We start from the raw sequence: 22,727 nt of genomic DNA, 5'->3' as shown, positions 1-22,727 counted from the left end.
GAAGATACGCTTTTAACGAAGTTTTGTTTAAAGATCAAACATTATTATGGACATGCTGCTTTCTGGAAAGTTTTGGTATTTGAACCTCGTACACACTGATAGAGCTTTTCAGTATTGTGCATTTTCCAGTTTTTATCTTCTTTCCTAAAATGATAAATGGTCTGAATCGATCTCACCGAATCATCCATCAGACCTGTTTCAGTTACTTTCACCTGTCCAACTGTCGGTGACTCAACACGATTAAAGAACTGACGAATCTCGACTGTTGCCAGTTCTTCACGCAGGTCAGGCCTCATTTTAAGCACCTGATCCAAAGGTGTATCTGAAGAAGACTGCACTTTTGCAATCACTTTCTGGGTGGTTGTACAACCTGATGTCATCACACCCAGACCTAAAATTGTAACCGCCAATAACCGTAACATATTGTTTAACCCAGATTATCTTTATTATGCAGAAATTATCATGCCGGGCTTTTCAGCTTAACGCTATTTAGACTCTGTAAGTCCAGTTACAGAGCAATAAAAAAAGCGCACCTTTCGATGCGCTTTTGTAAATCTATTCTGATTAAAGATCGAATAGTTTGCCTGGGTTCATGATGCTATTTGGATCGAACACTTTTTTCAAGGCTTTCATATATTCGATTTCTTCAGCTGAACGGGTGTATTCAAGATAAGGTTTCTTGGTCATACCCACGCCATGTTCCGCAGAAATTGAACCGTCGTATTTTTTCACAGTATCAAATACGTACTTGTTCACAACTTGGCATTTTGCAAAGAATTCATCTTTGGTCAGGTCAGCCGGTTTCAGGATATTCAAGTGCAGGTTACCGTCACCGATATGACCGAACCAGCAGATTTCGAAGTCTGGGTAGTTTTCATTCACGATCGCATCGATTTCTTTAATGAATGCCGGTACGTGAGTGATCAGTACAGAGATATCGTTTTTGTATGGAATGAATGGAGCGATTGACTCAGAGATGTCTTCACGCAGACGCCATAAGCTATGTACTTGCTCAAGACTTTGGCTCATCACGCCATCCAGCACCCAACCCTGTTCCATACAGTGCTCGAAGATTTCCATCGCCTTGTCCATAATCGGCTCAAACGGCGCTTCAAACTCAAGCAATACATAGAATGGACATTCAGTTTCAAATGGACGCTGTACGTGACCATTGGCCAATACTTTTTGCATCGCCAGCTCACCGAAGAACTCAAATGCAGTCAGGTCGATTTTTGCCTGGAAGGCATGTAATACTGGCATGATCGCATCAAAATCAGGTACACCCAGTACCAGCACTTGCAGGTCTTGTGGCTGACGTTCCAGCTTGATTTCTGCTTCAGTGACTAAACCTAAAGTACCTTCACCACCGATGAACAGGTGTTGTAGTGCATAACCCGTTGCGTTCTTGATCATGCCTTTGTTTAGACGCAGTACATCACCTTTACCAGTCACCACAGTCAGGCCAAGCACCCAGTTACGGGTCATGCCGTATTTGATCACTTTAATCCCGCCGGCATTGGTGCCGATGTTCCCGCCGATCTGGCTTGAACCAGAAGAGGCAAAATCAACCGGATAGTACATGCCCTGCTCTTCAGCATAGTTTTGCAGCTGTTCAGTCACCACACCTGCCTGTACGCGCACCATACGGTCTGCCGGGAAGAATTCCAGAATCTGGTTCATCTTATCCATGCTCACCACAATCTCGCCATTCGCAGCGACAGCGCCTGCAGAAAGACCTGTACGACCACCTGATGGAGTCACTGCAACATTGAACTGATTCGCGAGCTTCACAATTGCTTGAACCTGTTCAGTTGAAGATGGGAAAACGATGACCGATGGGTTTGGATCAAAGTGTTTGGTATGATCACGACCCCAATTCTGGAGGCTGTCCGCATCAGTTTTAATACGGTTTTCACCCACAATTGCAGTCAATTGGGTCAATAACTCTGGGGTTAAAGCGACTGGAGCATTCATCGTTTGCAGACCTAGCATGAATTAAACAAGAAAGACCTCGCCGGTTTATTTGTATATTTTTCAGGCATTAAAACCTGTATACAAAGCAGGCGAAACATGATGATTAAAGCACCAAAACTGGCAGCTTAAACAGCATGGCGCAATATTATAAGCTATTTTTGGGGCTTTCCCTTAAAAAATGACAATTTTGATAATATACCTTTGAAAATGATAGTTTAATTCAACTAGTTCTATCATTTTCACTACTATCACTTGCAAAAATAGCTGATATTGTAGTCATCAAGGAAATGTATAACCGCCCCATTCCTGTGCTATTATACGGCGACTAAATTTGGCCTTTGTAGCGGAGCCGTAATGAGCCAACATCTATCTCTACCTAAAGATAAAATCCGTTTTCTATTGTTAGAAGGCGTTCACCAGAACGCAATCGACACATTGAATGCAGCTGGATATACCAATATCGACTATCGCAAAACAGCGCTTGAGGGTGAAGCACTGAAAGAAGCGATTAAAGATGCACACTTCATTGGTATCCGTTCCCGTACTCAGCTCACTGAAGAAGTGTTTGAAGCTGCGAACAAACTGATCGCGGTAGGTTGTTTCTGTATCGGTACCAACCAGGTGAATCTGGATGCAGCAATGCGTCGCGGTATTCCGGTATTCAACGCACCGTATTCAAATACACGTTCAGTTGCTGAACTTGTACTTGCTGAAGCGATTCTTCTGCTTCGCCGTGTACCTGAAAAATCTACAGATACACATGCAGGCGGCTGGAACAAATCTGCTGTAGGTTCGTTCGAAACTCGTGGTAAGACTTTAGGTATCGTTGGTTACGGTTCAATTGGTTCACAACTTTCTGTTCTTGCTGAAAGCCTGGGTATGAAAGTGATCTATTTCGACACAGTGACTAAATTACCACTCGGTAATGCACGTCAGGTCGGCACAATGAGTGAACTTCTTGCAAATGCCGATGTTGTTTCTATTCACGTTCCTGATGTTCCGTCTACACGTAACTTCATGACCAAAGAACAATTCGCGCAAATGAAAGAAGGCTCAATCTTCATCAATGCGGCACGTGGTACATGTGTGGTGATCGAAGATCTGGCTGAAGCATTGAAATCTGGCCATCTTGCGGGTGCTGCGGTTGACGTGTTCCCTAAAGAGCCTAAAGCGAACGGTGAAGAATTCGTTTCTCCATTACGTAACATTCCAAATGTGATCCTGACTCCACACGTGGGCGGTTCTACTATGGAAGCTCAGGCGAACATCGGTCTGGAAGTTGCTGAGAAATTTGTAGCTTATTCAGATAAAGGTATGACGCTTTCTGCGGTGAACTTCCCAGAAATCGCGCTTCCATTAACTGAAGGCAAACACCGTCTGCTTCACATCCACAAAAACATTCCGGGTGTGCTGTCTAAGATCAACAACCTGTTTGCTGAACACGGCATCAACATCTCTGGTCAGACTTTAATGACCAAAGGCGATGTGGGTTACCTGGTGATGGATGTAGACGCAACTGCATCTCAAGAAGCACTCGATACTTTACACAACCTTGAAGGTACAATCCGCGTTCGCGTATTGTTCTAATTCAGGTTTTTAAAAAGCCACAGTCTTCGGGCTGTGGTTTTTTTATTGCTTAAAGGTTTTTATTTTTAAGCCTTACTCAGCTGATGCTGCTCTTCCGCTCTTCGAGAAATCGAAACAAATTTAGTCATGCCAAATCTTAAAATTGCACCTATGGTGCAAGCGCCGCTGATTCTGCTGATCGCGATGATCAGCATGCAGAGCAGCGGCTCCTTTGCCAAATATCTGTTTGGCCAGTTCCCGATCCTGACCGTTTCTGCCATGCGCCTGCTATTGGGTGCATTGATTCTGGCGCTCATTTTTAAAGTCTGGCAGATCAATTTCCGCCAGGTCAGATGGCCAGCCATTATCAGCTATGGCTTGGCATTAGCTGGCATGAATATGCTGTTTTATCTGGCAATTGATCGATTGCCGATTGGAATCGCAGTCTCTTTTGAATTTATTGGCCCTTTAAGTGTTGCCCTGTTTTATGCCCGGCAGAAATTTGATTTTATCTGGGTAGGATTGGCCATTCTGGGGCTGGTTCTGTTGTTTCCCTTTGATCAGGCTGCACAACCGCTTGACCCGATGGGCATCCTGTTTGCCTTAGGTGCAGGTTCCTGCTGGGCACTGTATATCGTGGCCGGACAAAAACCTTCGGGTGTATCAGGGAATCATACCGTGTGTCTGGGCATGTTCGTCGGCATGCTGGTGCTGATGCCGATTGCACTGTTCGCGGGAATGCCTGCTCATGTGTTTGAGCCAAGCAGCCTCATGTATTTTGTTATTTTGGCTGCACTTGCCAGTGCCTTACCCTTTACTTTGGAAATGATTGCACTGCGTAATTTAACCGCATTGAGTTTTGGCACTCTAATGAGCCTAGAACCTGCGGTTGCAGCACTCTCCGGTTTTGTATTCTTAGGCGAGACTTTATTGTGGACACAATGGCTGGCGCTGGCCACCATTATCAGTGCGTCGATTGGCTGTACGGTGACGACACAAAGAAGAAAGTATTAAATAAAAAAGGCGCTCAAGCGCCTTTTTTAAATGACCTATTTAATTTTAGCGTGGCGTTGCATCCTTAATAGCTGTATTTAATGCTGTAGCTGCTGTCACATTATAGCCATCACATGCCGAAGCAAGATGGTCATACAGGTAATCTGTCCATTTGAGCATTAGAGGAGTTGCACCCTCTTCCCTTAAATTGTCCAAGGCAGCTTTTCTTGCTTGAGCAATATAATCGGCATGATCAATATGCTCTCCATGTTCCGAGAAAGTACTGGAATAAATTTCACCCTGATATTCGATCGCCCCAAAGTATTTATAATATTGCTGCGCATCGTCTTTATATTCGGCTTTTTTAAATTTCAGGTTAGCCATCGTGCCCTCTAAAATGGTTTTGGCCATCTCTTGAACAGACTCGCCTGTCTGCCATTCAGACAGTGTACGATAGCCAGTTTTGATATCCGGATCAAATTCAATAAATTCTTCCTCAGGATGCTCCGCCAGAATACGGAAACATTTAGATCCGTTCGGGAAAGTACGCGCCTTCTGCAAACCGACAAAATTGGTAGCAAACTGATTGTAATATTTACGCTCAGCATCGGTAGTATCAGTATTAAAGAAAACTCTGGTCTCGGTATCGTCATACATCTTCACGACAGCAATATTGGTACGTTCAGTTAAGGCTTTACCTGACAGGTCGTACCACTCCAGGTGTCGATGATTGCTGATGTTATTTTCCGGAATAGTGACGGGACGACTGGTAAATTGTTCAGAGGTATTTTCCAGTACTTTTTCCAGTTTATAGCCTAATGCTGTACGGGCACGATCTGCAGGGAATACGCCTTTCTCTGTAACATAAATTGGGAAGGTCATATCTTCATCAAGATCATATTCAGTATCAACAGTCCGGTTATCATCTGCATACAAGATGCCGTCAGTGATTTTATTTTTATGACTGGCCAATAGAAGCTTTTCCGACTCCATATCTGAAGCATCAATATTCGGCAGGTTGAACTGATAGGTATAGAATTCAGAAATCGTATCTGATGTTCCATCACCATTATCCGGGGTTCCAGGATTGGTTGGGGTTGGTTGGCCTGCGACTGGCTCGTTATTATCAGAATCAGAGCCACCACATGCAGTCAGCATAAGGCTCAAGACAGCACAAGAGAGTAATCTTAATTTCATTATTATCTACCTTATTATTTTTTGATCGTTTTATTTTTCATTGTTATTTTAAAGTTGACCCAAATCATGAGGTCTAAGCCATTTTAATAAATATAAAATTAAGATCAAATTAAAAATTGATTAATTTGTAACCACAATCTCATCAACAATTAACGTTGAATTTAATTTTTTCGGTGGGGGATAAAATCAAAAATTTAAATCCACTGATCAAAATTCTGCTTCGCATTCACAAAATATTCGTCTGCCCTACTCATCAAAAATTAACCAGTTTGGTATACTTCCGCTTTCTTCTGTATCTCGATTATACCCTTCTGGTATAAGTAGTTTCTCCCATGCCAAACGTCCAACTTCTTGCTGTGTTGTACATGGTTCTTTCCATGACTTCATACCAGATCAGTGCATCCTTCGCCAAGCAACTTTTCCTGGTGCTTGATCCGATCACTGTCACTATTTTAAGACTCTGCTTTGCCGCCCTTATTGTCGGTGTCATGTTCCGTTCCTGGAAAGTTATTCGACGTTTACAATTCCTGAAATGGCGGGATCTGCTCTGCTATAGTGCTTCTCTGGGCGTCATGAATATCCTGTTCTATATGTCGCTCGGCAAACTCCCGCAAGGCATTGCTGTCGGACTGGAATTTATTGGCCCGCTAGGACTGGCCTTAATTTCGATTCAGAACCGTAAGGACTATGTCTGGGTATTATTGGCAATTTTAGGTATCGTACTGATGGTGCCTTGGGGGGAAGCCAATAGCAGTAACTTTGACCTGTTTGGTGCAGCCTGCGCCCTAGGGGCTGGCCTCTGCTGGGCGCTGTATATCTATTTTGGGCAACGCGTGGTACAGCAAAATATCGGTATGCATGCACTGACGATTGCTATCAGTATTTCAGCCCTGTGTTTGCTACCAATCGGACTGTATAACAATGCTCCTGCGCTCGTTGATACCCAATATTGGGGCAAGGCCATTACCATTGCAGTTCTGGCAACCGCCATTCCTTATGCGCTGGATTTAAAAGCGCTCCAGCACTTGAATAAAACCAGTTATGGCACGCTTTCCAGTCTGTCTCCAGCTCTGGCAGCACTGGTAGGTTTTATCTTGCTGGGTGAAAAAATTACGCTACTTCAAACGGTCGCACTGGTTTGTATTATGCTGGCTTCAGTTGGCGTGACCATGCGGGAAGCACGGCAGCAGTATAAAACCCGGAAAATAGAAAGCTGAATAAATAAAAAAGATGGCACTCTGGCCATCTTTTTTTGTTATGAAAATTTGAATTTAAATAAATTTAAATATTAGCTTTTAACCAGCATGTCTTTTTTCATTTTTTTATAACGCTGATATTCAGTTTTGTACTGATCCGCTAAAGCCTGTTTTTGTTCATCTCCCAGAATTTTTCCGGCCTGCTGGAAGAAAGCATGCTCTTCTTCTTTCAGATGATGATGAACCTTATCTGACAGTCTCTTGGCAATTGCAATCCAGCTTGGGCTACTAAATTCAGTTTCAGTCAGTTCCTCAATCATTTCATCCATTTCATGATGTTCTGCCAAGGCATGACGGGTAATGTTCAGGCCGGGATCTGTCATCATCAAGGGAATATAAAAGTAACGGTCTTCTGCCGTTTCATGCGCAAACAGTTCATTCTTCAGCTGCTTGAACAACTCACGACGTTCTGGTGAATCCCCCGAAGTTTGCAGTAATTTTTCTGCCAGATCACGCTGGATTTCATGACTTTCTCTTAATGCTTCAAAAATGGTGGTCATGTAATTGTTCTCCTGTTTTTGTCATGCCTTTGCTTCAGCATAGAGTGAAACCGGCAAATGGTCAGGAATATTTATAAGGCGAATTTGTATAAAAAACTTTAATATTGAGAATAGTTTACATCTATTTTTAGGCTAAAAACATCTGATAAGCCATACGGCAAATCAGCAAACTGACCAGGATCAGAAACAGAATCCGGATAAAACCGCTGCCATATTTAAAAGCCAATTTAACTCCTAACAGCGAACCGCAAATATTCGCAGCTGCCATCATGGCACCCACCAGAAATAGCACATGACCTGTAGGAATAAAGAAACTCAGTGCCGCAAGATTGGTAGTGAAATTGGCAATTTTCGATAAAGCTGAGGCATGCAAGAAATCCACACTCAGATAACGAATAAAGAAAAAGATAAAAAAACTGCCTGTCCCTGGGCCAAAAATTCCGTCATAAAAACCGATGGCCAGACTGCCTAGTGCTGCCAATATCAGCATCTTTTTATTCAGCTTTTGCTCGAAATGTACCCGTCCGAACTGCTTTTTCATGAATGTATAGATTGCAATCACGATCAGCATGATCAGCACAAAAGGCTTGAGAATATCCACCGGAATCAAGGTGACACTGGCTGCTCCAATAAATGAGCTAATAAAGCTGCACAGCGCAATTACACCAAGTAAAACCCAGGGCAGTTTGACCTGTCTAAGATAGGAAAAGGCTGCCGAGCCTGTACCAAAAATAGAGGCCAGCTTGTTAGTGCCAAATACGGTGGCGGGTTGCAACTGCGGCAGGCTACTCATAATTGCCGGGATCTGGATCAGACCGCCACCACCGACGGCAGCATCAATCGCTCCGGCCATAAAGGCAAAAAGCACCAGACTGAGGATAATCTCGATGTCCATTGTTATTCAACGTGCCTAGAGATTAAGAACACGTTTGGGTACCAGACGTTTTTTATCCGTGATTTCAGCCAGACCTAAGCATTTCTCACCATCAAAGACCACCACCTGTGGCTCTGCCGGATGGTCGATATTACTTTCCATACCCCGGCTAAAATATTCTGCACGGCCTTCCGGTGCCTGAATCTGCGGGAAATGCTGTACCGGTGCATAAGCTGGCAATAATAGTGCTTCACGTTCTGCCTCAGTCAAGCTTTCCAGATATTCAATGGTATAGCTTGGAATAATTTCAAAATGACCGGTTTGAGTACGGTGCAGATAAGTCAGATGACCATAAGTACCGAGTGCTTTGGCAATATCTTCGCCGAGTACCCGGATATAAGTGCCTTTGGAGCAGGTCACATCCAGCGTAATGCTATTCTCAGTAAAAGATAAAAGCTCAATTGCATAAATGGTTATTGGACGTGCTTCACGTTCGATCTCAATACCCTTACGCGCCAGCTCGTACAGCGGACGACCTTCCTTTTTCAGAGCCGAATACATCGGTGGCACTTGCTGGATCTCACCGATAAACTTGGCAATTGTCTCCTGAATCAACTCTTCATTCAGTTCAGGGACTGGCTTTTCTAGCAGTATGTCCCCTTCGACATCACCTGTGGTGGTGCTATGTCCTAGAAAAACTGTGGTCTGGTAACGTTTGGTTGAATCCAGCAGATAATGCGAAAACTTGGTCGCCTCACCCAGACAGATCGGTAAAAGACCGGATGCCAAGGGATCTAGTGCACCAGTATGTCCAGCTTTTTGCGCACGATATAACCAGCGTACTTTTTGCAATGCAGCATTCGAGCTGATGCCTAGAGGCTTATTTAATAGAAATACACCGCTGATATGACGACGCTGAATTTTAGGAGATGAAGCTTTCATGGCAAAAAGTCAGACATTTTATAAATTGGCGCAATGGTAAAACCCCTGCCAATTATTTACAACTTTTCTACAGCATATAAGGTGCAATATCTCCTATCCTGCCGAATGCAAAATTTAAAATAATCCGATAATTAAAATAAAGGTGCATAGGATATGCAGAAATATAAACTATGGATCGTGATTGCGCTCATCATCTTGTGCTTGATTACCCTGATTCTATGGCTTGCGCCCAGGGATGAAGCACAGGCACGTGTCTCGGGCCCGCAATCCACCAATGAAAGCAGTGCTCAACAGGCAGCAGCACTGGCCAATGGCCCCGTAAATAATATATTCCCGAGTCCAAGCCAGCAGGATACGGAAATTAATTGCCAGATGCAGATGGATGCCAGCAATCGCCTGATTGTCAATGAACAGACCCGTAACTGTTTTGAATATTTTATTACCCAATATGGGGAAAAAAACCTCGAACAAATCCAGCGAGATTTTAAAGCCTATATTCAACAAAATTATCAGGATCCTGCACTCTCACAAGTTCTGGATCTTTGGGATCGTTATATCCAGTATCGTCAAGGTTTGGGAGAACTGACTCCACCTGCAGGTCTGGATCAAGAAGATCCAGCTTACTACCGCAGTATCTATGCCAGCACCCAGAACCTGCGTAAACGCTTTTTCTCTGATTATGAAATTGAAGGACTGTTTGGCACTGAAGATACCTATCATGAATATACCTTAGACCGGATGGCAGTCATGGCGGATAAAAAGCTGAGCGAAGCAGAAAAAGCCCAGAAGCTAAAAGAACTATTTGCGCAGTTACCGCAGGACTGGCAAGAAAATCTGGAGCAACTGAATAAACTGGAAGATCTGCGTAAACTCACCGCTGATATTAAAGCCCGAGGTGGTTCTGCGGAAGAAATCCGTCAGATGCGCCTGAATCTGGTCGGTCCTGAAGCAACCCAACGTCTGGAAAAACTTGATGATGAACGTGCGAATTGGAAATCCAGTGTGACGCGTTACTTGGGCGAGCGCGATAACATCCTAAAAAGTGGCCTGAGTGAAAATGCCAAACAGCAGGCAGTTGATCAGTTGCGTCAGAAACATTTCCAGCGCCCTGAAGAACGGCTTCGTGTAGGTACATTTGAACAGGTACATGATCAGGGTGGGACCCTACCCTTTGCCAATTAATTTTCAGCTAAAATTGCTCATTGACGCCGTAGCTACACAGTACTGCTACGGCGTCGAATATCTTCTCTTATTCCCTTTTTTTTGTCTCATCTCTTATATAAAAACAGTAACAACGACCCTTTATTTTGAGAGTTTAACAAAGCCATTTCCCTCTGAAAGCCTTGATTTTCTTGGGCTGATTACTTTTTTTAACATTGTTATTTGTTTCTAACTATTTCAGCCTAAAAATTTATCAATCTTAGATTTCAAGGAGTTAATAATAAAATACATACGTATATAAATTGCAAATTTATGGACTCATAAATGCTCACCGGGCGTGGCCCAAAATGACATGGAATTGGCTCATCAGCATGAAAAAATGCTTCTGCTTCAAAATAATAATTTTTGCGCGTGATTGAAGATTAGGTCTGCACGATCGAGGTATCCCACTTCAATATTTATCGCGCATCAATACTCCCGAGCAATGATTGCTTTTTATATCAATAAAATGAACAAAGGAACGGTTATGCGTACTTTTATTAAAACAACACAGATGCTGGCGCTTTCCTTGGCAGCAGGTCTCGGTTTTGGCTTTTCAACACAAACCCAGGCGGCAGCAAGTGCAGTTCAGGTCACTGAAAAAGCCAAATCAGACTATGCCAAAACCAAATATCCTATTCTGATGGTGCATGGCTGGCTAGGCTGGCAACGCATAGGTACCGATACCATTGGTTTAGATTACTGGTATCAGATTCTGCCGGATATGGCTCGTAATGGCTCTACCGTGTTTGCCGCCCAATTGTCGCCTGCCAATACCACGACTCACCGTGGTGAACAGCTCATTCATCAGGTTGATGAAGTGCTGGCAATTACAGGAAAAGAGAAAATCAATCTTATTGGTCACTCACATGGTGGTCCGACAGTACTTTATGTGGCAGCAACTCGACCGCAGCAGATTGCATCCATTACAGGGGTCGCAGGCACCTATCATGGCTCTAAAGTGGCCGATGATATTCAGAACAATACTCTCACCCGCACAGCTTTCAATATTCTCGGTGATTATATTATTGGACCGCTCATTGCACTCGGGCAGTTCAAACCCGAACTGGAAATTGATTTCGATGCATCCATGAAATCCCTGACCCAAACTGGCTCCAGCTCTTTTAATGCCAGCGTGGCTAAACAGATGGTGCAGGATGGTGTCTTAGCCTCTACAGAAAACTGCAATAAAAACCTGAAATCGAAAGACCGCAACGGTATCTATTATTATTCTTGGACCGGTGTGGCTCAAGCGACCAATGCGCTGGATATTGATACCATCCTGATGCAGCTTGGCCCTCTATCTTATGGCAATAAAGACAATGATGGCATGGTCGCCCGTTGTAGTGCATTCATTGGTAAGGTGATTAATGATCAGTACAAGCTGAACCATACCGATCTGGCCAATATGATGTTTGGTCTTAAAGGCCTGTTTGCTCCAGATCCGGTGGCGATGTACCGTCAACATGCCAATCGTTTAAAACTTCAGAATCTATAATTTTCATCGCCCTTCTATCTGCGGATATAAGGGCTTTTTCGTTATTTTCACTTAAAAAAATAGGGAGATAAAACACTCAAAACGCTTAATGGGTCAGCTTTTCAGCTGGCTATTCCCCACATTATGGCGAGGATCGCCTTAACACAACAACAAGAATGAGGAAATAATGATGAAATATGGAGTATTAACGACAGGTCTGCTCATGGCAGCGGCCTGCTTTACGGCTCATGCCTCTACCCAGGCCAGTCAGGTGACGGCGAAAGCCAGTTCACAATATGCCAAAACCAAATATCCGATTGTATTTTCACACGGCATGGCGGGTTTCATTCGGGTTGGCACTGACCAGTTTGGACTGGACTATTGGTATCAGATTTTACCTGATCTGGCCCGTAATGGTGCGAATGTTTGGGCAACGCGAGTCTCCCCTTTTAACTCATCTGAAATTCGCGGTGAACAACTTTTGGAGCAGGTCAAGGAAATTGCCGCAATTACCGGAGCAGATAAAGTTAATCTGATCGGACACTCACATGGTGGCCCAACAATTCGTTATGTAGCAGGTTCAGAACCTAAACTGGTGGCTTCATTAACCACAGTAGGTGCACCGCACAAAGGTTCACCGGTTGCAGACCTGATTCTAAAAGCTGAAGGGACTGCTATTGAAGCGCCACTGGTCGGCACAATAAATCTGGTTTCTAAAGCCATTACCTGGGCTCAAGGCCTGGACCCAAACTCTTATCCGCATGATTCACTTGCGGGTGGCAGCAGTTTAACGGCATTGGGCTCTGCGAACTTTAATCAGAGATATCCCATTGGTATGCCGACTACCACCTGTGGTGAAGGTGCATATCAACAAAAAGGTATCTACAACTATTCATTCACAGGTGTAGGCCAAGTTACCAACCCGCTCGATCCTGATTCAGCACTCAAAGTTACAGCCCTGCTCATTGATGGCGGCAAGGAAAATGATGGTCTGGTCTCCCGCTGTAGTGCCAAATTCGGTAAAACCATTCGGGATAACTACAACTGGAACCACCTGGACGAAGTGAACCAGTTACTCGGGTTAAAAAATGTCTTTGCTCCAGACCCAGTCGATGTTTATCGCCAGCATGCCAACCGCTTAAAACTGCAAGGTTTATAGAGCTACACAAGCCTCTATTCATCCAGAGGCTTTTTCCATCTTATTTTTCGCTAAATTTTTTCTTGAAATTTACTTGTTAATCATGATTAAACTGCATATAAAATATTCATCAAATATAAAAAGAACTGTGAAATAAAATAAATGCAGATACCTTCTATAGAAATCAAAAACAGATTTAAAAGAACCTGCCCCTGTTGCAAACGAAAAGTGATTAATCCTTTTCAATTTAAAAAATATGAGCCTTATTATTGTCCCTCTTGTCATCGACATATTATCGCAAATGTATGGATCAGTATTTTACTGGCTATCACACAATGTTTTATTTGCATTCAACTTTTTAATGCAGGATTCCAGTCTTGGGGATATTTTGTATTATTCCTGATGTTTATTCATAAAATTTTCTTGGATATTTTGGATGCCATGATCTTGCCTTTGCAGGAACATTTCGAATAAATCCAGATAAAAGCAAACATAAAAAAATGCGCCCAAAGGCGCATTTTTTTGCTTAAAAGCAAGGCTAAAATTAACCTTGTTTACGAGCTGGCAATTTTTCACGAATACGTGCAGCTTTACCAGACAATTCGCGTAGGTAGTAAAGTTTAGCACGACGAACGTCACCACGACGTTTCACTTCGATTTTAGCAACGATTGGAGAGTGAGTTTGGAATACACGCTCAACGCCAACACCGCTAGAAATTTTACGTACTGTGAACGCAGAGTTCAGACCACGGTTTTTCTTAGCAATGACAACGCCTTCGAACGCTTGTAGACGTTCACGGTCGCCTTCTTTTACTTTTACTTGGACAACTACTGTGTCACCTGGTGCAAAAGCTGGGATGTCTTGTTTAAGCTGAGCATTTTCAACAGCTTGTACTAAAGGATGCTTACCGCTCATGGGGTATCTCCAATATGTGCGAGTCAGAAGAGGTCTGATTATCGCTGGGTATAGAGGCTAAATCGCATAGACCCGATTGACTTTCCCTTTATGCTTGACCGCTTCAATGCATAAAGAGCCTATTTTAAATATTTAAACAACATTGCTTAAATACAGATTTGGACAACAGGATTAATTGTTGCCACTTTTTAAATCTTTTAGCCATTTCTTTTGCTGCTTGGTCAGTTCAACTTTTTCTACCAATTCAGGCCGGCGTTCCAAAGTGCGCTGATATCGCTGCAAAAACCGCCATTTCTCAATATTGGCATGATGTCCCGATTTCAAGATGTCCGGTACATCCATACCTTCAAAATGGTCTGGCTTGGTATATTGTGGGCAATCTAACAGACCATCCACAAATGAGTCTTGCACGTGTGATTGTTCATCTGACATTGCACCCGGAAGTCTCCGGATAATACTGTCCAATAACACCATCGCAGGGAGCTCGCCACCCGATAATACGTAATCTCCAATCGACCATTCCTGATCAACATATTTCTGGATCAAACGTTCATCGACACCTTCGTAACGACCACAAAGTACAATCAATCCGTCATAGTTTACGAAGTCCTGTACCGCAGGTTCATTTAAGGTTTTTCCTTGCGGTGACATATACACCACAGGAACGTTAACTGCACCCGCTTGCGCTGCAAGCTCTTTGGCACGATGAATTGCTTTCGCTAATGGCTCAGCCATCATCACCATACCGGGACCACCACCAAATGGACGTTCATCCACCCGTTTATAGTTCCCTTCAGCAAATTCTCGTGGATTAATACAATGAATTTGCATCAAATCACGTTTTGCTGCGCGCCCGCTAATACCGTAGGCTGTAATCGCTTCAAACATTTCAGGAAAAAGCGTAATGACTGCAAAGAACACCGCAGACTCCTCATTTTCCTGCTGTGTTAACCCTTTTTAAGGATTAATAATCTACGCCCCAATTTACGTAGATACGACCAGCTTCGAGATCAACCCGTTGTACCACATCTTTATGCCATGGAATCATTCGCTCTTCGCCATCGACGCTGTCAGCAGTAGCGCGAACTACCATTACGTCATTGGCACCTGTTTCAAACATTTCATGGATTTGACCGAGATTCACTTCCTGTTCTTCTTCATCCAGACCTAATACAGTTAGACCTTTCAAATCAGACCAGTAATACTCATCCACGCCTGGTTGAGGCAGTTGCGATTTAGAAATCCAGACATTAGCACCCACCAGGCCGTCTGCTGCGGTACGATCACTCACACCTTTTAGCGAAACAACCAAGCCCTTGCCATGTGGTTTCCAACGTTTTACATCGACAATTTGCCAACCTGCTTTGGTCTCAATGTACCAAGGAAGGTAGTCAAATATGTTGCTCATAGGTTCTGTATTGGAATAGACCCAGAGCCACCCATTTAATCCATATGCTGAACGTAACTGTCCAATCTGAATACGATCTTCGGGAACATTCTGTGTTGGTGTCATGGGCTACCTGCTACCTTAAAATTAAGCAGCAGCTGCAGCTTTCTTAGCTTGAGCAGCTAAAGAAGCAACACGTTCAGAAGGTTGAGCACCTTGAGAAACCCAGTGAGCAAAACGGTCAGCATCTAAACGAAGTTTTTCTGCTTTACCTTGAGCTGTAGGGTTGAAGAAACCGATACGTTCGATGAAACGACCGTCACGTGCATTACGGCTATCAGTCACAATGATTTGATAGAACGGACGTTTTTTAGCACCACCGCGTGCAAGACGAATAACAACCATGATAGAACCTTATAGTTTTTACGGATTATTCATGTACCGACCACCGGAACACTTCAAACCCCTTTCATAGAGGGCAATATTTTACGCGAAGTTTGCCCTGAATGAAAGATCAAAAGTTGGTTATCCACAATTTTGAATTTGGTTAGCGTCCGTCCCAGTTTGATGTGGCAGATGGAGTACATGCTGTACCAGAATTATCTGTACCTTGGGTCCAACAACGCTCACCTTTAAAATTCAAACCAATATGGCCATCACGATATTGTGTTGCAGTCGAAATTGGTGTTGCAATCAAGATCCATCTTTCAGAACCTAAAGGTGTCGTATCTTTTACACTCCCATCTGTATCAATCCATTTTAAAGCTACTGTATAAAGAGGAGTCCCTTGTTCCGGATAGGCTGCTTTAATCCCAAAATCATTAGCAACTGCACCTTTTACCTTAAAATTTGCAATTTTATAACGCTGTATCTGGGAAGCAATCTGCAGCATACTTGCCTGCATATCCGTTCTTTTTGTTTTACGCACGTGTTGTTGATAGGAGGGATAAGCAATTGCAGCCAGAATGCCAATAATAGCAACAACTATCATTAACTCAATCAAAGTGAAGCCTGTCTGTCGGTTTCTAATCACCATTCTTCACCCCCTGTACCACAGCTGCTATAGGTAATATTTGCCTTTGCTTTATTTTTACACTTTAATCCTGTACTGGTTTGCAAGAAAGAGACATTCGTTCCATCTGCATGAATTGCTTTAATTACCCATTGCTGGCCATTAGCCTTGTATTCAGTACCATCTTTATCATCTAGTTTAAAAGCAGTATCGGTTCCATCTTTGATTTCAATAGTGTAATTTCTTATGGTTTGTGGCGTTAAATTGAATCCTTGATAACTGAAATTCCGAGACTTCCACTTAGACAATTCACTGGCTAATCTTTGAATTTCTTGTTGCACTTGGGATGCCTCTGCACGCCGAACATAATTCTGATAACTCGGGATAGCAATTGCAGCAAAAATTGCCACAATTACTACCACGACCATAAGTTCTATCAGAGTAAAACCTCGTTCAGCAAATTTATTCATTTTATTCATAAACTCACCTTAACGAAATTTCTGGTACCAGCGTTGAGGAATTAAGCACATTTGTGTTTCTTCGCTTGCACCACCTGCTCCTGTTACTGTAATTGTCATACGCCCACCAGTTGAAATACAGTAATTTGAAGCACTTGTTGGTCGCTCATCACCAGAGCCACCACCGGAACCACCGCCAGAACCACCACCGGAACCACCGCCTTTTTTATTGTCGTTACCGACAGTAATGGTGTGAATGCCTGCACCAATAAATGAACGTCCCGAACCTGTAGGGTCTGAACTCTTACACTGTCCATAAGGCAAGCAGAAAGTGGTCATCAAACTTGCCCCTTTCACACCTGCACCGCAGTCGCCAGACAGACCATCTTTACTTGCATCAAATGTTGAAACAAATAATTTATTATTTAAAGCAACTGGGGTTCCAAAAACCTTTTCTGTCTGCTTGGTATAATCATCACAATCACCATACCCTGTTAGACAGTTGGTAAACTCATAGTACCAACCGTCAGAACTAGCAGGTGCTTTGATTGTAGTGTCATTTTTACGATCATCATCGGTAAGTTTAATTAATTCTGAGACTTCAATATCTTTAGTTAACCAAGATGTCGCTCCAAATAAATCTTTGCGGGATACGTCTTTATCATAAATATTATAAATTGCATCGTATTCATAACTACTATCTGCAAATAATGGTTTACTACGGTTACCACTACCCTGAGAAATTAGTGCGAAAATATTGCCATTATTACTATAGAGTGAAAAAGCTGGCATATCATAAAAACGAGGGCTTTTACCTCCACTTGCATGACCATCAAAGAGACGAACTGGGGCTTTTACAACCTTACCAATTGTAGATTGCGTATTATCAAAATCTACACGGAAAATTTGCCCACCGAGATCACCAAAATAAATATGATCTATCAGATCATCGCCATTACGATCTACACTTCGAATTTCACTGACTACACTATATTGCATTTCTGCGTGGTGAGTACCAACTACCCCACTAGTTGTTGTATTTGCACTTGATGTAGCATTGGCACTACCCCACCACAATAAATCTCCAGCTTTGATCGTACCTATATCATCGGCTGCGAACATATATACACCTGCACCAATTTTATTAGTTTGGTTATATGCGGGATTTTCATATCCCATATCGTAACCACCACCAACAAACATTACACGTGTACGCTTTCCAGCCCAATTCACAAAGCCAATAGTGGGCTTGGACCAGCTTTGTCCCATACAACCCAATGGATTCGAATTACTACAATTTCCAGATGGATCTATATGAAACTTGAGTTTAGGATTATTAATATTCTGAAGATTCAACGCATAGTAACTTTTGCCACCCATGCGTAAACCGCCATAGACATCCTGTACTCCCTTCTGACCACCTTTACCCGTTCCAACTGTTAAATTACCAGAATCATCAATAACATATTCAGTATATGCAGTCCAAGGTCCATCTATACCATAAAACAGATTATTCATCCCGCCATTAGTTGCTTCAGGTACATCAAGTGCCTTTCTCTGTTTTTCTAGCATCTCATTTGGTATAAATGTAAAGACCTCTTCACCTCCACCCGCTTTACCAGACTCTCCAGCTTTCACCACATGCAACATACCCTGTGTGGTACCAAACAAGATGTAGTCTTCACGATTTGTTGAATCCATTCTCTTGTCTGTTGTATTGAAAGCAAGTTTCCCTTTATTTGTTAACATAAGTGGATATGAATGCATGACTGCACCAGTTTGACGAAATTCTGGTTCTAAAATCAAAGCATTTAAATCAGTTGGCGGATTTGCTGCATCAATGTTATATCCTAATGACCGTATTAGATATCCTCTATACTCGTCATACTTGTACACATTATCAGTCAAATCAGTAGGTTTAACTTGTCTTAAATCACCACTAGAAATTCCAGAAAATATAGAATCTCCAGCAGAGCCAGAAGAATATTTACGATCCGTAAAAACTTTACGCTTTATCGTTCCAGTACCTGGATTGTTTAATGGATCTGTTCTTAAAGCCAATTTAGACCAGAATCCACCACGTAAAGCAAATTTTGTACTTCCCGGAGTATTTTCATCCATGTCAACATTAGCCGGTGTTATTGACTCAGCCCAATAATCAAAATTATCAAGGATCTTTCCATCATCATCGACTATTTTGTTGCCATTCTTGCCTTTTAATACCCCATTTTCATCTACTAAATATTTCTTTAAGTTACCCGCCCATAATTGGAATGTTTTATCCGGTGTTGGCTGGAACTGTTGATAATAAGCATCGTCCTGTAATACAGCCGGATTTAATGCGTCCTTAGGAATAGTTGGCGAACCCGTGGTAACTGAAGGAATTTCTGTGGTTAAATCATTAATAAAGTGATTGACACTATCTACAACATCTTTCGAACTTGAGCCTGAATACCATCCACCGCCACCTTTAATACCCCATTCTGCGGCTCTTTTAGTTGGTGTATTAATCGTGCCTAAAGCTGCTAAATTCTGTTCACGCGTTTTATTCCGATCAAAAGAGTCAATATCATTAAATGACTTACCAAAACCAACAACTGCAGTTTTAATTTGTAGCCCTGTTGGGTTATTCGTTAACAGACGATCACTAAAACTTAATGCACAACCTGTTCCATCGCCTGTTCCATTACATGAAAACGCATTATCGTTTAACGCATTACGCATCGCCTTTTGTTCATTGGTTTGACCACTTGGAACACCATCCGTCAACACATAAATTCCTTGACCACTACACTTCTTAATATCAGCTGTTTGTGTCATGGATTCCGGTTTTAAATAATGAGTACCACTTGCATTTTTAGCTAAACTGATGGAGTAGTTAAATCCATTGTAAACACTGTCTCTTGCAATACCACCAGTATATTTATAACAAGTGCCTGTATAGTTTGTTCCACCATGTGATGAGCTGTCTTTAAGTTTGACTGTACAGCTCGAAGAGGTATATTTGGTTAAATCAATCGGCAAGAAGTCAAAATCACGTGCTGCTGTATTTGAATGACTCGATGATGGCCAATATGCACAATCACCATTGCTATTCCACGTCATACATTGGGTATAATAGGTTTTATTATTATTGGTGTAGGTAAAAAATACATTCTTTCCAGCAGTCGCTGTATAGAGCTCACTATTATCAAATGTTTTAGTGCCCATCAGATAAGCAGCCGCTTCAGCATAAGCATTACCTGTCGGTGTCCCACCACGTGCATATAACTTATTGGCCACAGCCTCAAGTAACCATTCACGATGCGTTTTGGTCTGTCCACCAATCGTTACTTCATCACTTAAACGACGAGCAGGCATGAGCACATAACCATTATTACCAGTACCATTAAATGAGTAAGCCGATAAACCAATAATTTTATCATCTGAAACAGGTGCAATGCCTTTACTTGCATTGCCTTGTAACAAATCAAACATCGCATCCTTAATACGAGTGAGTCGATCTGGATATTCTCTCGTATAACCTTCATAATAATAGTAGTAGCTAGTTGTAGATTCACGAATCAGCTTCGAGCTTGACTGTGGTTCTAAATTACTATCGATTCCACTTGGGCGTGCACTAGATGCGGCTCCCCACGTACAACTAGAGCGGTCTTCTGCATCATTAGTACATGCCACCCATCTATTACTAATGTTATTACCTCTACTATAACGATACTTATAAGTTTTTGTTTCTAGTACATTACAATAATAGCGGGTATAACTTGGCGTGGTACCCGATGGTGAGTTAGCTGAACTTGCAACGCTCTTATCAGATGGAATATCACAAGCATCAGCATCACCTATAAGCTGTGGCGCACCCATACTCCCTGAAATATCAAACAACATCATTAAACTAATATCACCTGAACGAGCTTGTTGATAAATATCTATATCACTAGCTTGTACGGTTGTACCTGTAATCATCACAGTAGATAATGCAGCAATACTGGCAGCAAGCAGCTTATGACGATAAGAAGTATGATTTTTATTTTGCATCGTTTTCATCTTTTCTTACTTCCCCTATTACACGAAATCTTGAGCAATTACATATTCTGTGACAGACGATTCAAAAGGCACATTTAGTTCTGACAAACACTGAGTTACACTCTTATCCGCCCCTGTAGATGGAGTTACACCACTCGGAATAACAACCTCATTCATGTGAGAGTCAAGACATTCATCAATTTTTGTTTTATCTGCAGTAGTTAAGGCCGGCATGATTGAAACTGCAAAAACTTTAACTGGCTTACTTCTTTGCAATTTCACAGTATTATCATCTGTTCCTAAAATTTGCCCATAGAATGCATCTTTCTCTGCTTCTGATGAATATTTAACAGCAACTTGAGTCATGACAGCCTTACGACCACTCGTAAAAAAATTTGTTCCACTTACATTCGTTTTACAATATCCATCTTTACCAAAGCTATCATTTTTAGGTTTTACATCAGGCGCATTCCATTCAATGATGCTGGCAAGAGTAATATCAAAAAAATCAGCTTGATCCGCACCACGAAAACAAAACACAAGTTCTTTATCTTTATTCACTGCACCATCAATATACCCAAACATTCCGCTACTGCTTAATGACTGAATAATATTATTTTCTTTCTCCACATTAAAAAATGCAGCATCTGCGTTCTGAAGCATTAATTGAGTGGCCTGACTATTTGTTGCAATATTTAAAGTCACCATACTTTGACGGATTGCCAATGTTCCTATAACGGTAATAGCAACAAGTAGAATAAGAACAACAATTAAAGTTGCTCCTCGCTGACTTTTATTCATTGTCCTCTCTCCCCAAAAGTATTACGCAGTGCAACTGTTTGAGAAACCACCTGACGGACATATTTGCTTGTTGTGTTAGTCGGTACTTTCACTGTTACTTTTTTATCGAGTACTTGAAACTCTTGATCATCTTTAATCATTGGTTCATTCCCCACACCTTGTACAGAACGAACTAATGCTCCTAATTGAACAGATAAGATACGTGGTCGGGGAGCACTAAGTGCCATATAATCATTAATAGAAATATATCGAAGCTTTTCACCATTCTGGATACCCAGCATGACATGAAAATAATCGATCCGCTTCATAATAACTTCGCCATCATTACCAAAAGACTCGATCTTATCTGGTAGCGGAGTACCCGATTCACTGTACCACCCAGCATCACACGCCAAGGCCAAAGCAGTATTTGGCTCCTTGCTATCTTTATTGGTATCTTCCCTAAGAAAATAACGCTGTACGATTATGCGCAATGGTGTTTCAACCCCACCAGTCATGACTGGGAACTTGATTTCTTCTCCTTCACAATCAAAACCCCCAACCCAATTACTGCCAACTCTTGTATATTGAGGTCTATACTGAATGACCAATTGATCACTACTTTCCCCTCGTACATTAGACAAACCCGTAGCTCCCCTTGACAATAAGTTCGTTGCTACGGTTGTTCCTATTAAGTTTTCAGGCAAATTACTGTAAGTAATATTTGGTGTAACTGTTGTGTCTTTAAAACCATTAGCACTAGAAGTAAGTACAATCCCACCTTGAATCGTTCGATCATTAATTCCAGAATTTAGACTATTAAGATTTGTATGTCTGATATCCTGTGCTATGTATCCCAATCCAAAGTTCGCATCGTCCTGAATATTTGCAAACCCTTGTTGTAATGCACTGCTTTTTTGACCTGTTACAAATAACATGATCGCTGCAGCCATTATAATCAACCCTAGAGCCAGCGATATCATTAACTCAATTAAGGTAAAACCTGTCTGTTTATATGAATTTAATGGCAT

At 42.1% G+C, this 22,727-nt stretch carries 21 protein-coding genes; 6 read left to right on the top strand and 15 right to left on the bottom strand.

What is annotated here, in order from left to right; all coding sequences use genetic code 11:
• Window positions 1-44: 44 nt before the first annotated feature.
• Window positions 45-422, bottom strand: a complete 378-nt coding sequence (locus FTU00_RS06940) for a hypothetical protein (protein WP_179992152.1) — start codon at window positions 420-422, stop codon at window positions 45-47.
• 142 nt (window positions 423-564) lie between these two features.
• Window positions 565-1,974 (bottom strand): FAD-binding oxidoreductase, encoded by a 1,410-nt coding sequence (locus FTU00_RS06935; RefSeq protein WP_180179406.1) that lies wholly within the window; start codon window positions 1,972-1,974, stop codon window positions 565-567.
• Window positions 1,975-2,328: 354 nt separating this feature from the next.
• Here FTU00_RS06935 and serA point away from each other — a divergent pair, with 354 nt between their 5' ends.
• Complete coding sequence (gene serA, locus FTU00_RS06930; RefSeq protein WP_180179405.1) at window positions 2,329-3,561, top strand: phosphoglycerate dehydrogenase; 1,233 nt, start codon at window positions 2,329-2,331, stop codon at window positions 3,559-3,561.
• 126 nt (window positions 3,562-3,687) lie between these two features.
• Window positions 3,688-4,554, top strand: coding sequence for a DMT family transporter (locus FTU00_RS06925; RefSeq protein ID WP_180179404.1), 867 nt, complete (start codon window positions 3,688-3,690; stop codon window positions 4,552-4,554).
• A 45-nt stretch (window positions 4,555-4,599) separates the two neighbouring features.
• Here the strand turns inward: FTU00_RS06925 and FTU00_RS06920 are convergent, their stop codons facing one another.
• On the bottom strand, window positions 4,600-5,730 hold the full coding sequence (locus FTU00_RS06920) for a hypothetical protein (protein ID WP_180179403.1): 1,131 nt from the start codon (window positions 5,728-5,730) through the stop codon (window positions 4,600-4,602).
• Between the two features lie 332 nt (window positions 5,731-6,062).
• On the opposite strand from FTU00_RS06920, the gene FTU00_RS06915 reads away from it, so the two are divergent.
• Entirely contained in the window at window positions 6,063-6,947 is an 885-nt protein-coding gene (locus tag FTU00_RS06915; RefSeq protein ID WP_180179402.1) for a DMT family transporter, read from the top strand.
• 71 nt (window positions 6,948-7,018) lie between these two features.
• Here FTU00_RS06915 and FTU00_RS06910 read toward each other — a convergent pair whose 3' ends face one another.
• From FTU00_RS06910 to truB, 3 genes are all read right to left on the bottom strand, one after another.
• A complete protein-coding gene (locus FTU00_RS06910) occupies window positions 7,019-7,486 on the bottom strand; it encodes a hemerythrin domain-containing protein (RefSeq protein WP_180179401.1) in 468 nt (155 codons plus the stop codon).
• A gap of 127 nt (window positions 7,487-7,613) precedes the next feature.
• Window positions 7,614-8,381, bottom strand: coding sequence for a TSUP family transporter (locus FTU00_RS06905; RefSeq protein ID WP_180179400.1), 768 nt, complete (start codon window positions 8,379-8,381; stop codon window positions 7,614-7,616).
• A gap of 15 nt (window positions 8,382-8,396) precedes the next feature.
• Window positions 8,397-9,302 (bottom strand): tRNA pseudouridine(55) synthase TruB, encoded by a 906-nt coding sequence (gene truB / locus FTU00_RS06900; protein ID WP_180179399.1) that lies wholly within the window; start codon window positions 9,300-9,302, stop codon window positions 8,397-8,399.
• Window positions 9,303-9,455: 153 nt separating this feature from the next.
• Between truB and FTU00_RS06895 the strand changes: the two genes are divergently transcribed.
• The 3 genes from FTU00_RS06895 (at window position 9,456) to FTU00_RS06885 (ending at window position 13,138) form a co-directional block, all read left to right on the top strand.
• Window positions 9,456-10,484, top strand: a complete 1,029-nt coding sequence (locus tag FTU00_RS06895; RefSeq protein ID WP_180179398.1) for a lipase secretion chaperone — start codon at window positions 9,456-9,458, stop codon at window positions 10,482-10,484.
• A gap of 505 nt (window positions 10,485-10,989) precedes the next feature.
• Window positions 10,990-12,000, top strand: coding sequence for a triacylglycerol lipase (locus FTU00_RS06890; protein WP_180179397.1), 1,011 nt, complete (start codon window positions 10,990-10,992; stop codon window positions 11,998-12,000).
• 169 nt (window positions 12,001-12,169) lie between these two features.
• Window positions 12,170-13,138: a triacylglycerol lipase gene (locus FTU00_RS06885; RefSeq protein WP_034704494.1), complete on the top strand. Its 969-nt coding sequence runs from the start codon at window positions 12,170-12,172 to the stop codon at window positions 13,136-13,138.
• 523 nt (window positions 13,139-13,661) lie between these two features.
• Here the strand turns inward: FTU00_RS06885 and rplS are convergent.
• The 9 genes from rplS to FTU00_RS06840 all read right to left on the bottom strand — a co-directional run bounded on the left by rplS (window position 13,662) and on the right by FTU00_RS06840 (window position 22,727).
• Window positions 13,662-14,033, bottom strand: a complete 372-nt coding sequence (gene rplS / locus FTU00_RS06880) for a 50S ribosomal protein L19 (RefSeq protein ID WP_004787066.1) — start codon at window positions 14,031-14,033, stop codon at window positions 13,662-13,664.
• Window positions 14,034-14,204: 171 nt separating this feature from the next.
• Window positions 14,205-14,954 (bottom strand): tRNA (guanosine(37)-N1)-methyltransferase TrmD, encoded by a 750-nt coding sequence (trmD, locus tag FTU00_RS06875; protein ID WP_034704491.1) that lies wholly within the window; start codon window positions 14,952-14,954, stop codon window positions 14,205-14,207.
• Window positions 14,955-14,997: 43 nt separating this feature from the next.
• Window positions 14,998-15,546: a ribosome maturation factor RimM gene (gene rimM / locus FTU00_RS06870; protein WP_004787070.1), complete on the bottom strand. Its 549-nt coding sequence runs from the start codon at window positions 15,544-15,546 to the stop codon at window positions 14,998-15,000.
• A 21-nt stretch (window positions 15,547-15,567) separates the two neighbouring features.
• On the bottom strand, window positions 15,568-15,825 hold the full coding sequence (rpsP, locus tag FTU00_RS06865; RefSeq protein ID WP_004826436.1) for a 30S ribosomal protein S16: 258 nt from the start codon (window positions 15,823-15,825) through the stop codon (window positions 15,568-15,570).
• 142 nt (window positions 15,826-15,967) lie between these two features.
• The gene (locus FTU00_RS06860; protein WP_180002714.1) at window positions 15,968-16,456 is read right to left on the bottom strand and encodes a type IV pilin protein; all 489 of its coding nucleotides are present in this window, start codon (window positions 16,454-16,456) and stop codon (window positions 15,968-15,970) included.
• Window positions 16,450-16,911: a type IV pilin protein gene (locus FTU00_RS06855; protein WP_286396274.1), complete on the bottom strand. Its 462-nt coding sequence runs from the start codon at window positions 16,909-16,911 to the stop codon at window positions 16,450-16,452. The genes FTU00_RS06860 and FTU00_RS06855 overlap by 7 nt, the downstream gene beginning before the upstream one ends.
• Window positions 16,912-16,920: 9 nt before the next feature.
• Entirely contained in the window at window positions 16,921-20,937 is a 4,017-nt protein-coding gene (locus tag FTU00_RS06850) for a pilus assembly protein PilY (protein WP_257229791.1), read from the bottom strand.
• 18 nt (window positions 20,938-20,955) lie between these two features.
• Window positions 20,956-21,717 carry a pilus assembly protein PilX gene (locus tag FTU00_RS06845; RefSeq protein ID WP_180002716.1) on the bottom strand — a complete coding sequence of 254 codons (762 nt, stop codon included), beginning with the start codon at window positions 21,715-21,717 and terminating at the stop codon, window positions 20,956-20,958.
• The gene (locus tag FTU00_RS06840; protein ID WP_180179396.1) at window positions 21,714-22,727 is read right to left on the bottom strand and encodes a PilW family protein; all 1,014 of its coding nucleotides are present in this window, start codon (window positions 22,725-22,727) and stop codon (window positions 21,714-21,716) included. The genes FTU00_RS06845 and FTU00_RS06840 overlap by 4 nt, the downstream gene beginning before the upstream one ends.

The organism is Acinetobacter sp. YH12041 (genome assembly GCF_013419975.1).
GTDB lineage: Bacteria > Pseudomonadota > Gammaproteobacteria > Pseudomonadales > Moraxellaceae > Acinetobacter.
This window is presented reverse-complemented; position numbering and strand designations above follow the sequence as displayed.

Bases quoted from the DNA above. Each gene is read 5' to 3' on its own strand.
- FTU00_RS06940 (WP_179992152.1), bottom strand. From the start codon at position 422: ATGTTACGGTTATTGGCGGTTACAATTTTAGGTCTGGGTGTGATGACA.
- FTU00_RS06935 (WP_180179406.1), bottom strand. From the start codon at position 1,974: ATGAATGCTCCAGTCGCTTTAACCCCAGAGTTATTGACCCAATTGACT.
- serA (WP_180179405.1), top strand. From the start codon at position 2,329: ATGAGCCAACATCTATCTCTACCTAAAGATAAAATCCGTTTTCTATTG.
- FTU00_RS06925 (WP_180179404.1), top strand. From the start codon at position 3,688: ATGCCAAATCTTAAAATTGCACCTATGGTGCAAGCGCCGCTGATTCTG.
- FTU00_RS06920 (WP_180179403.1), bottom strand. From the start codon at position 5,730: ATGAAATTAAGATTACTCTCTTGTGCTGTCTTGAGCCTTATGCTGACT.
- FTU00_RS06915 (WP_180179402.1), top strand. From the start codon at position 6,063: ATGCCAAACGTCCAACTTCTTGCTGTGTTGTACATGGTTCTTTCCATG.
- FTU00_RS06910 (WP_180179401.1), bottom strand. From the start codon at position 7,486: ATGACCACCATTTTTGAAGCATTAAGAGAAAGTCATGAAATCCAGCGT.
- FTU00_RS06905 (WP_180179400.1), bottom strand. From the start codon at position 8,381: ATGGACATCGAGATTATCCTCAGTCTGGTGCTTTTTGCCTTTATGGCC.
- truB (WP_180179399.1), bottom strand. From the start codon at position 9,302: ATGAAAGCTTCATCTCCTAAAATTCAGCGTCGTCATATCAGCGGTGTA.
- FTU00_RS06895 (WP_180179398.1), top strand. From the start codon at position 9,456: ATGCAGAAATATAAACTATGGATCGTGATTGCGCTCATCATCTTGTGC.
- FTU00_RS06890 (WP_180179397.1), top strand. From the start codon at position 10,990: ATGCGTACTTTTATTAAAACAACACAGATGCTGGCGCTTTCCTTGGCA.
- FTU00_RS06885 (WP_034704494.1), top strand. From the start codon at position 12,170: ATGAAATATGGAGTATTAACGACAGGTCTGCTCATGGCAGCGGCCTGC.
- rplS (WP_004787066.1), bottom strand. From the start codon at position 14,033: ATGAGCGGTAAGCATCCTTTAGTACAAGCTGTTGAAAATGCTCAGCTT.
- rimM (WP_004787070.1), bottom strand. From the start codon at position 15,546: ATGACACCAACACAGAATGTTCCCGAAGATCGTATTCAGATTGGACAG.
- rpsP (WP_004826436.1), bottom strand. From the start codon at position 15,825: ATGGTTGTTATTCGTCTTGCACGCGGTGGTGCTAAAAAACGTCCGTTC.
- FTU00_RS06860 (WP_180002714.1), bottom strand. From the start codon at position 16,456: ATGGTGATTAGAAACCGACAGACAGGCTTCACTTTGATTGAGTTAATG.
- FTU00_RS06855 (WP_286396274.1), bottom strand. From the start codon at position 16,911: ATGAATAAAATGAATAAATTTGCTGAACGAGGTTTTACTCTGATAGAA.
- FTU00_RS06850 (WP_257229791.1), bottom strand. From the start codon at position 20,937: ATGAAAACGATGCAAAATAAAAATCATACTTCTTATCGTCATAAGCTG.
- FTU00_RS06845 (WP_180002716.1), bottom strand. From the start codon at position 21,717: ATGAATAAAAGTCAGCGAGGAGCAACTTTAATTGTTGTTCTTATTCTA.
- FTU00_RS06840 (WP_180179396.1), bottom strand. From the start codon at position 22,727: ATGCCATTAAATTCATATAAACAGACAGGTTTTACCTTAATTGAGTTA.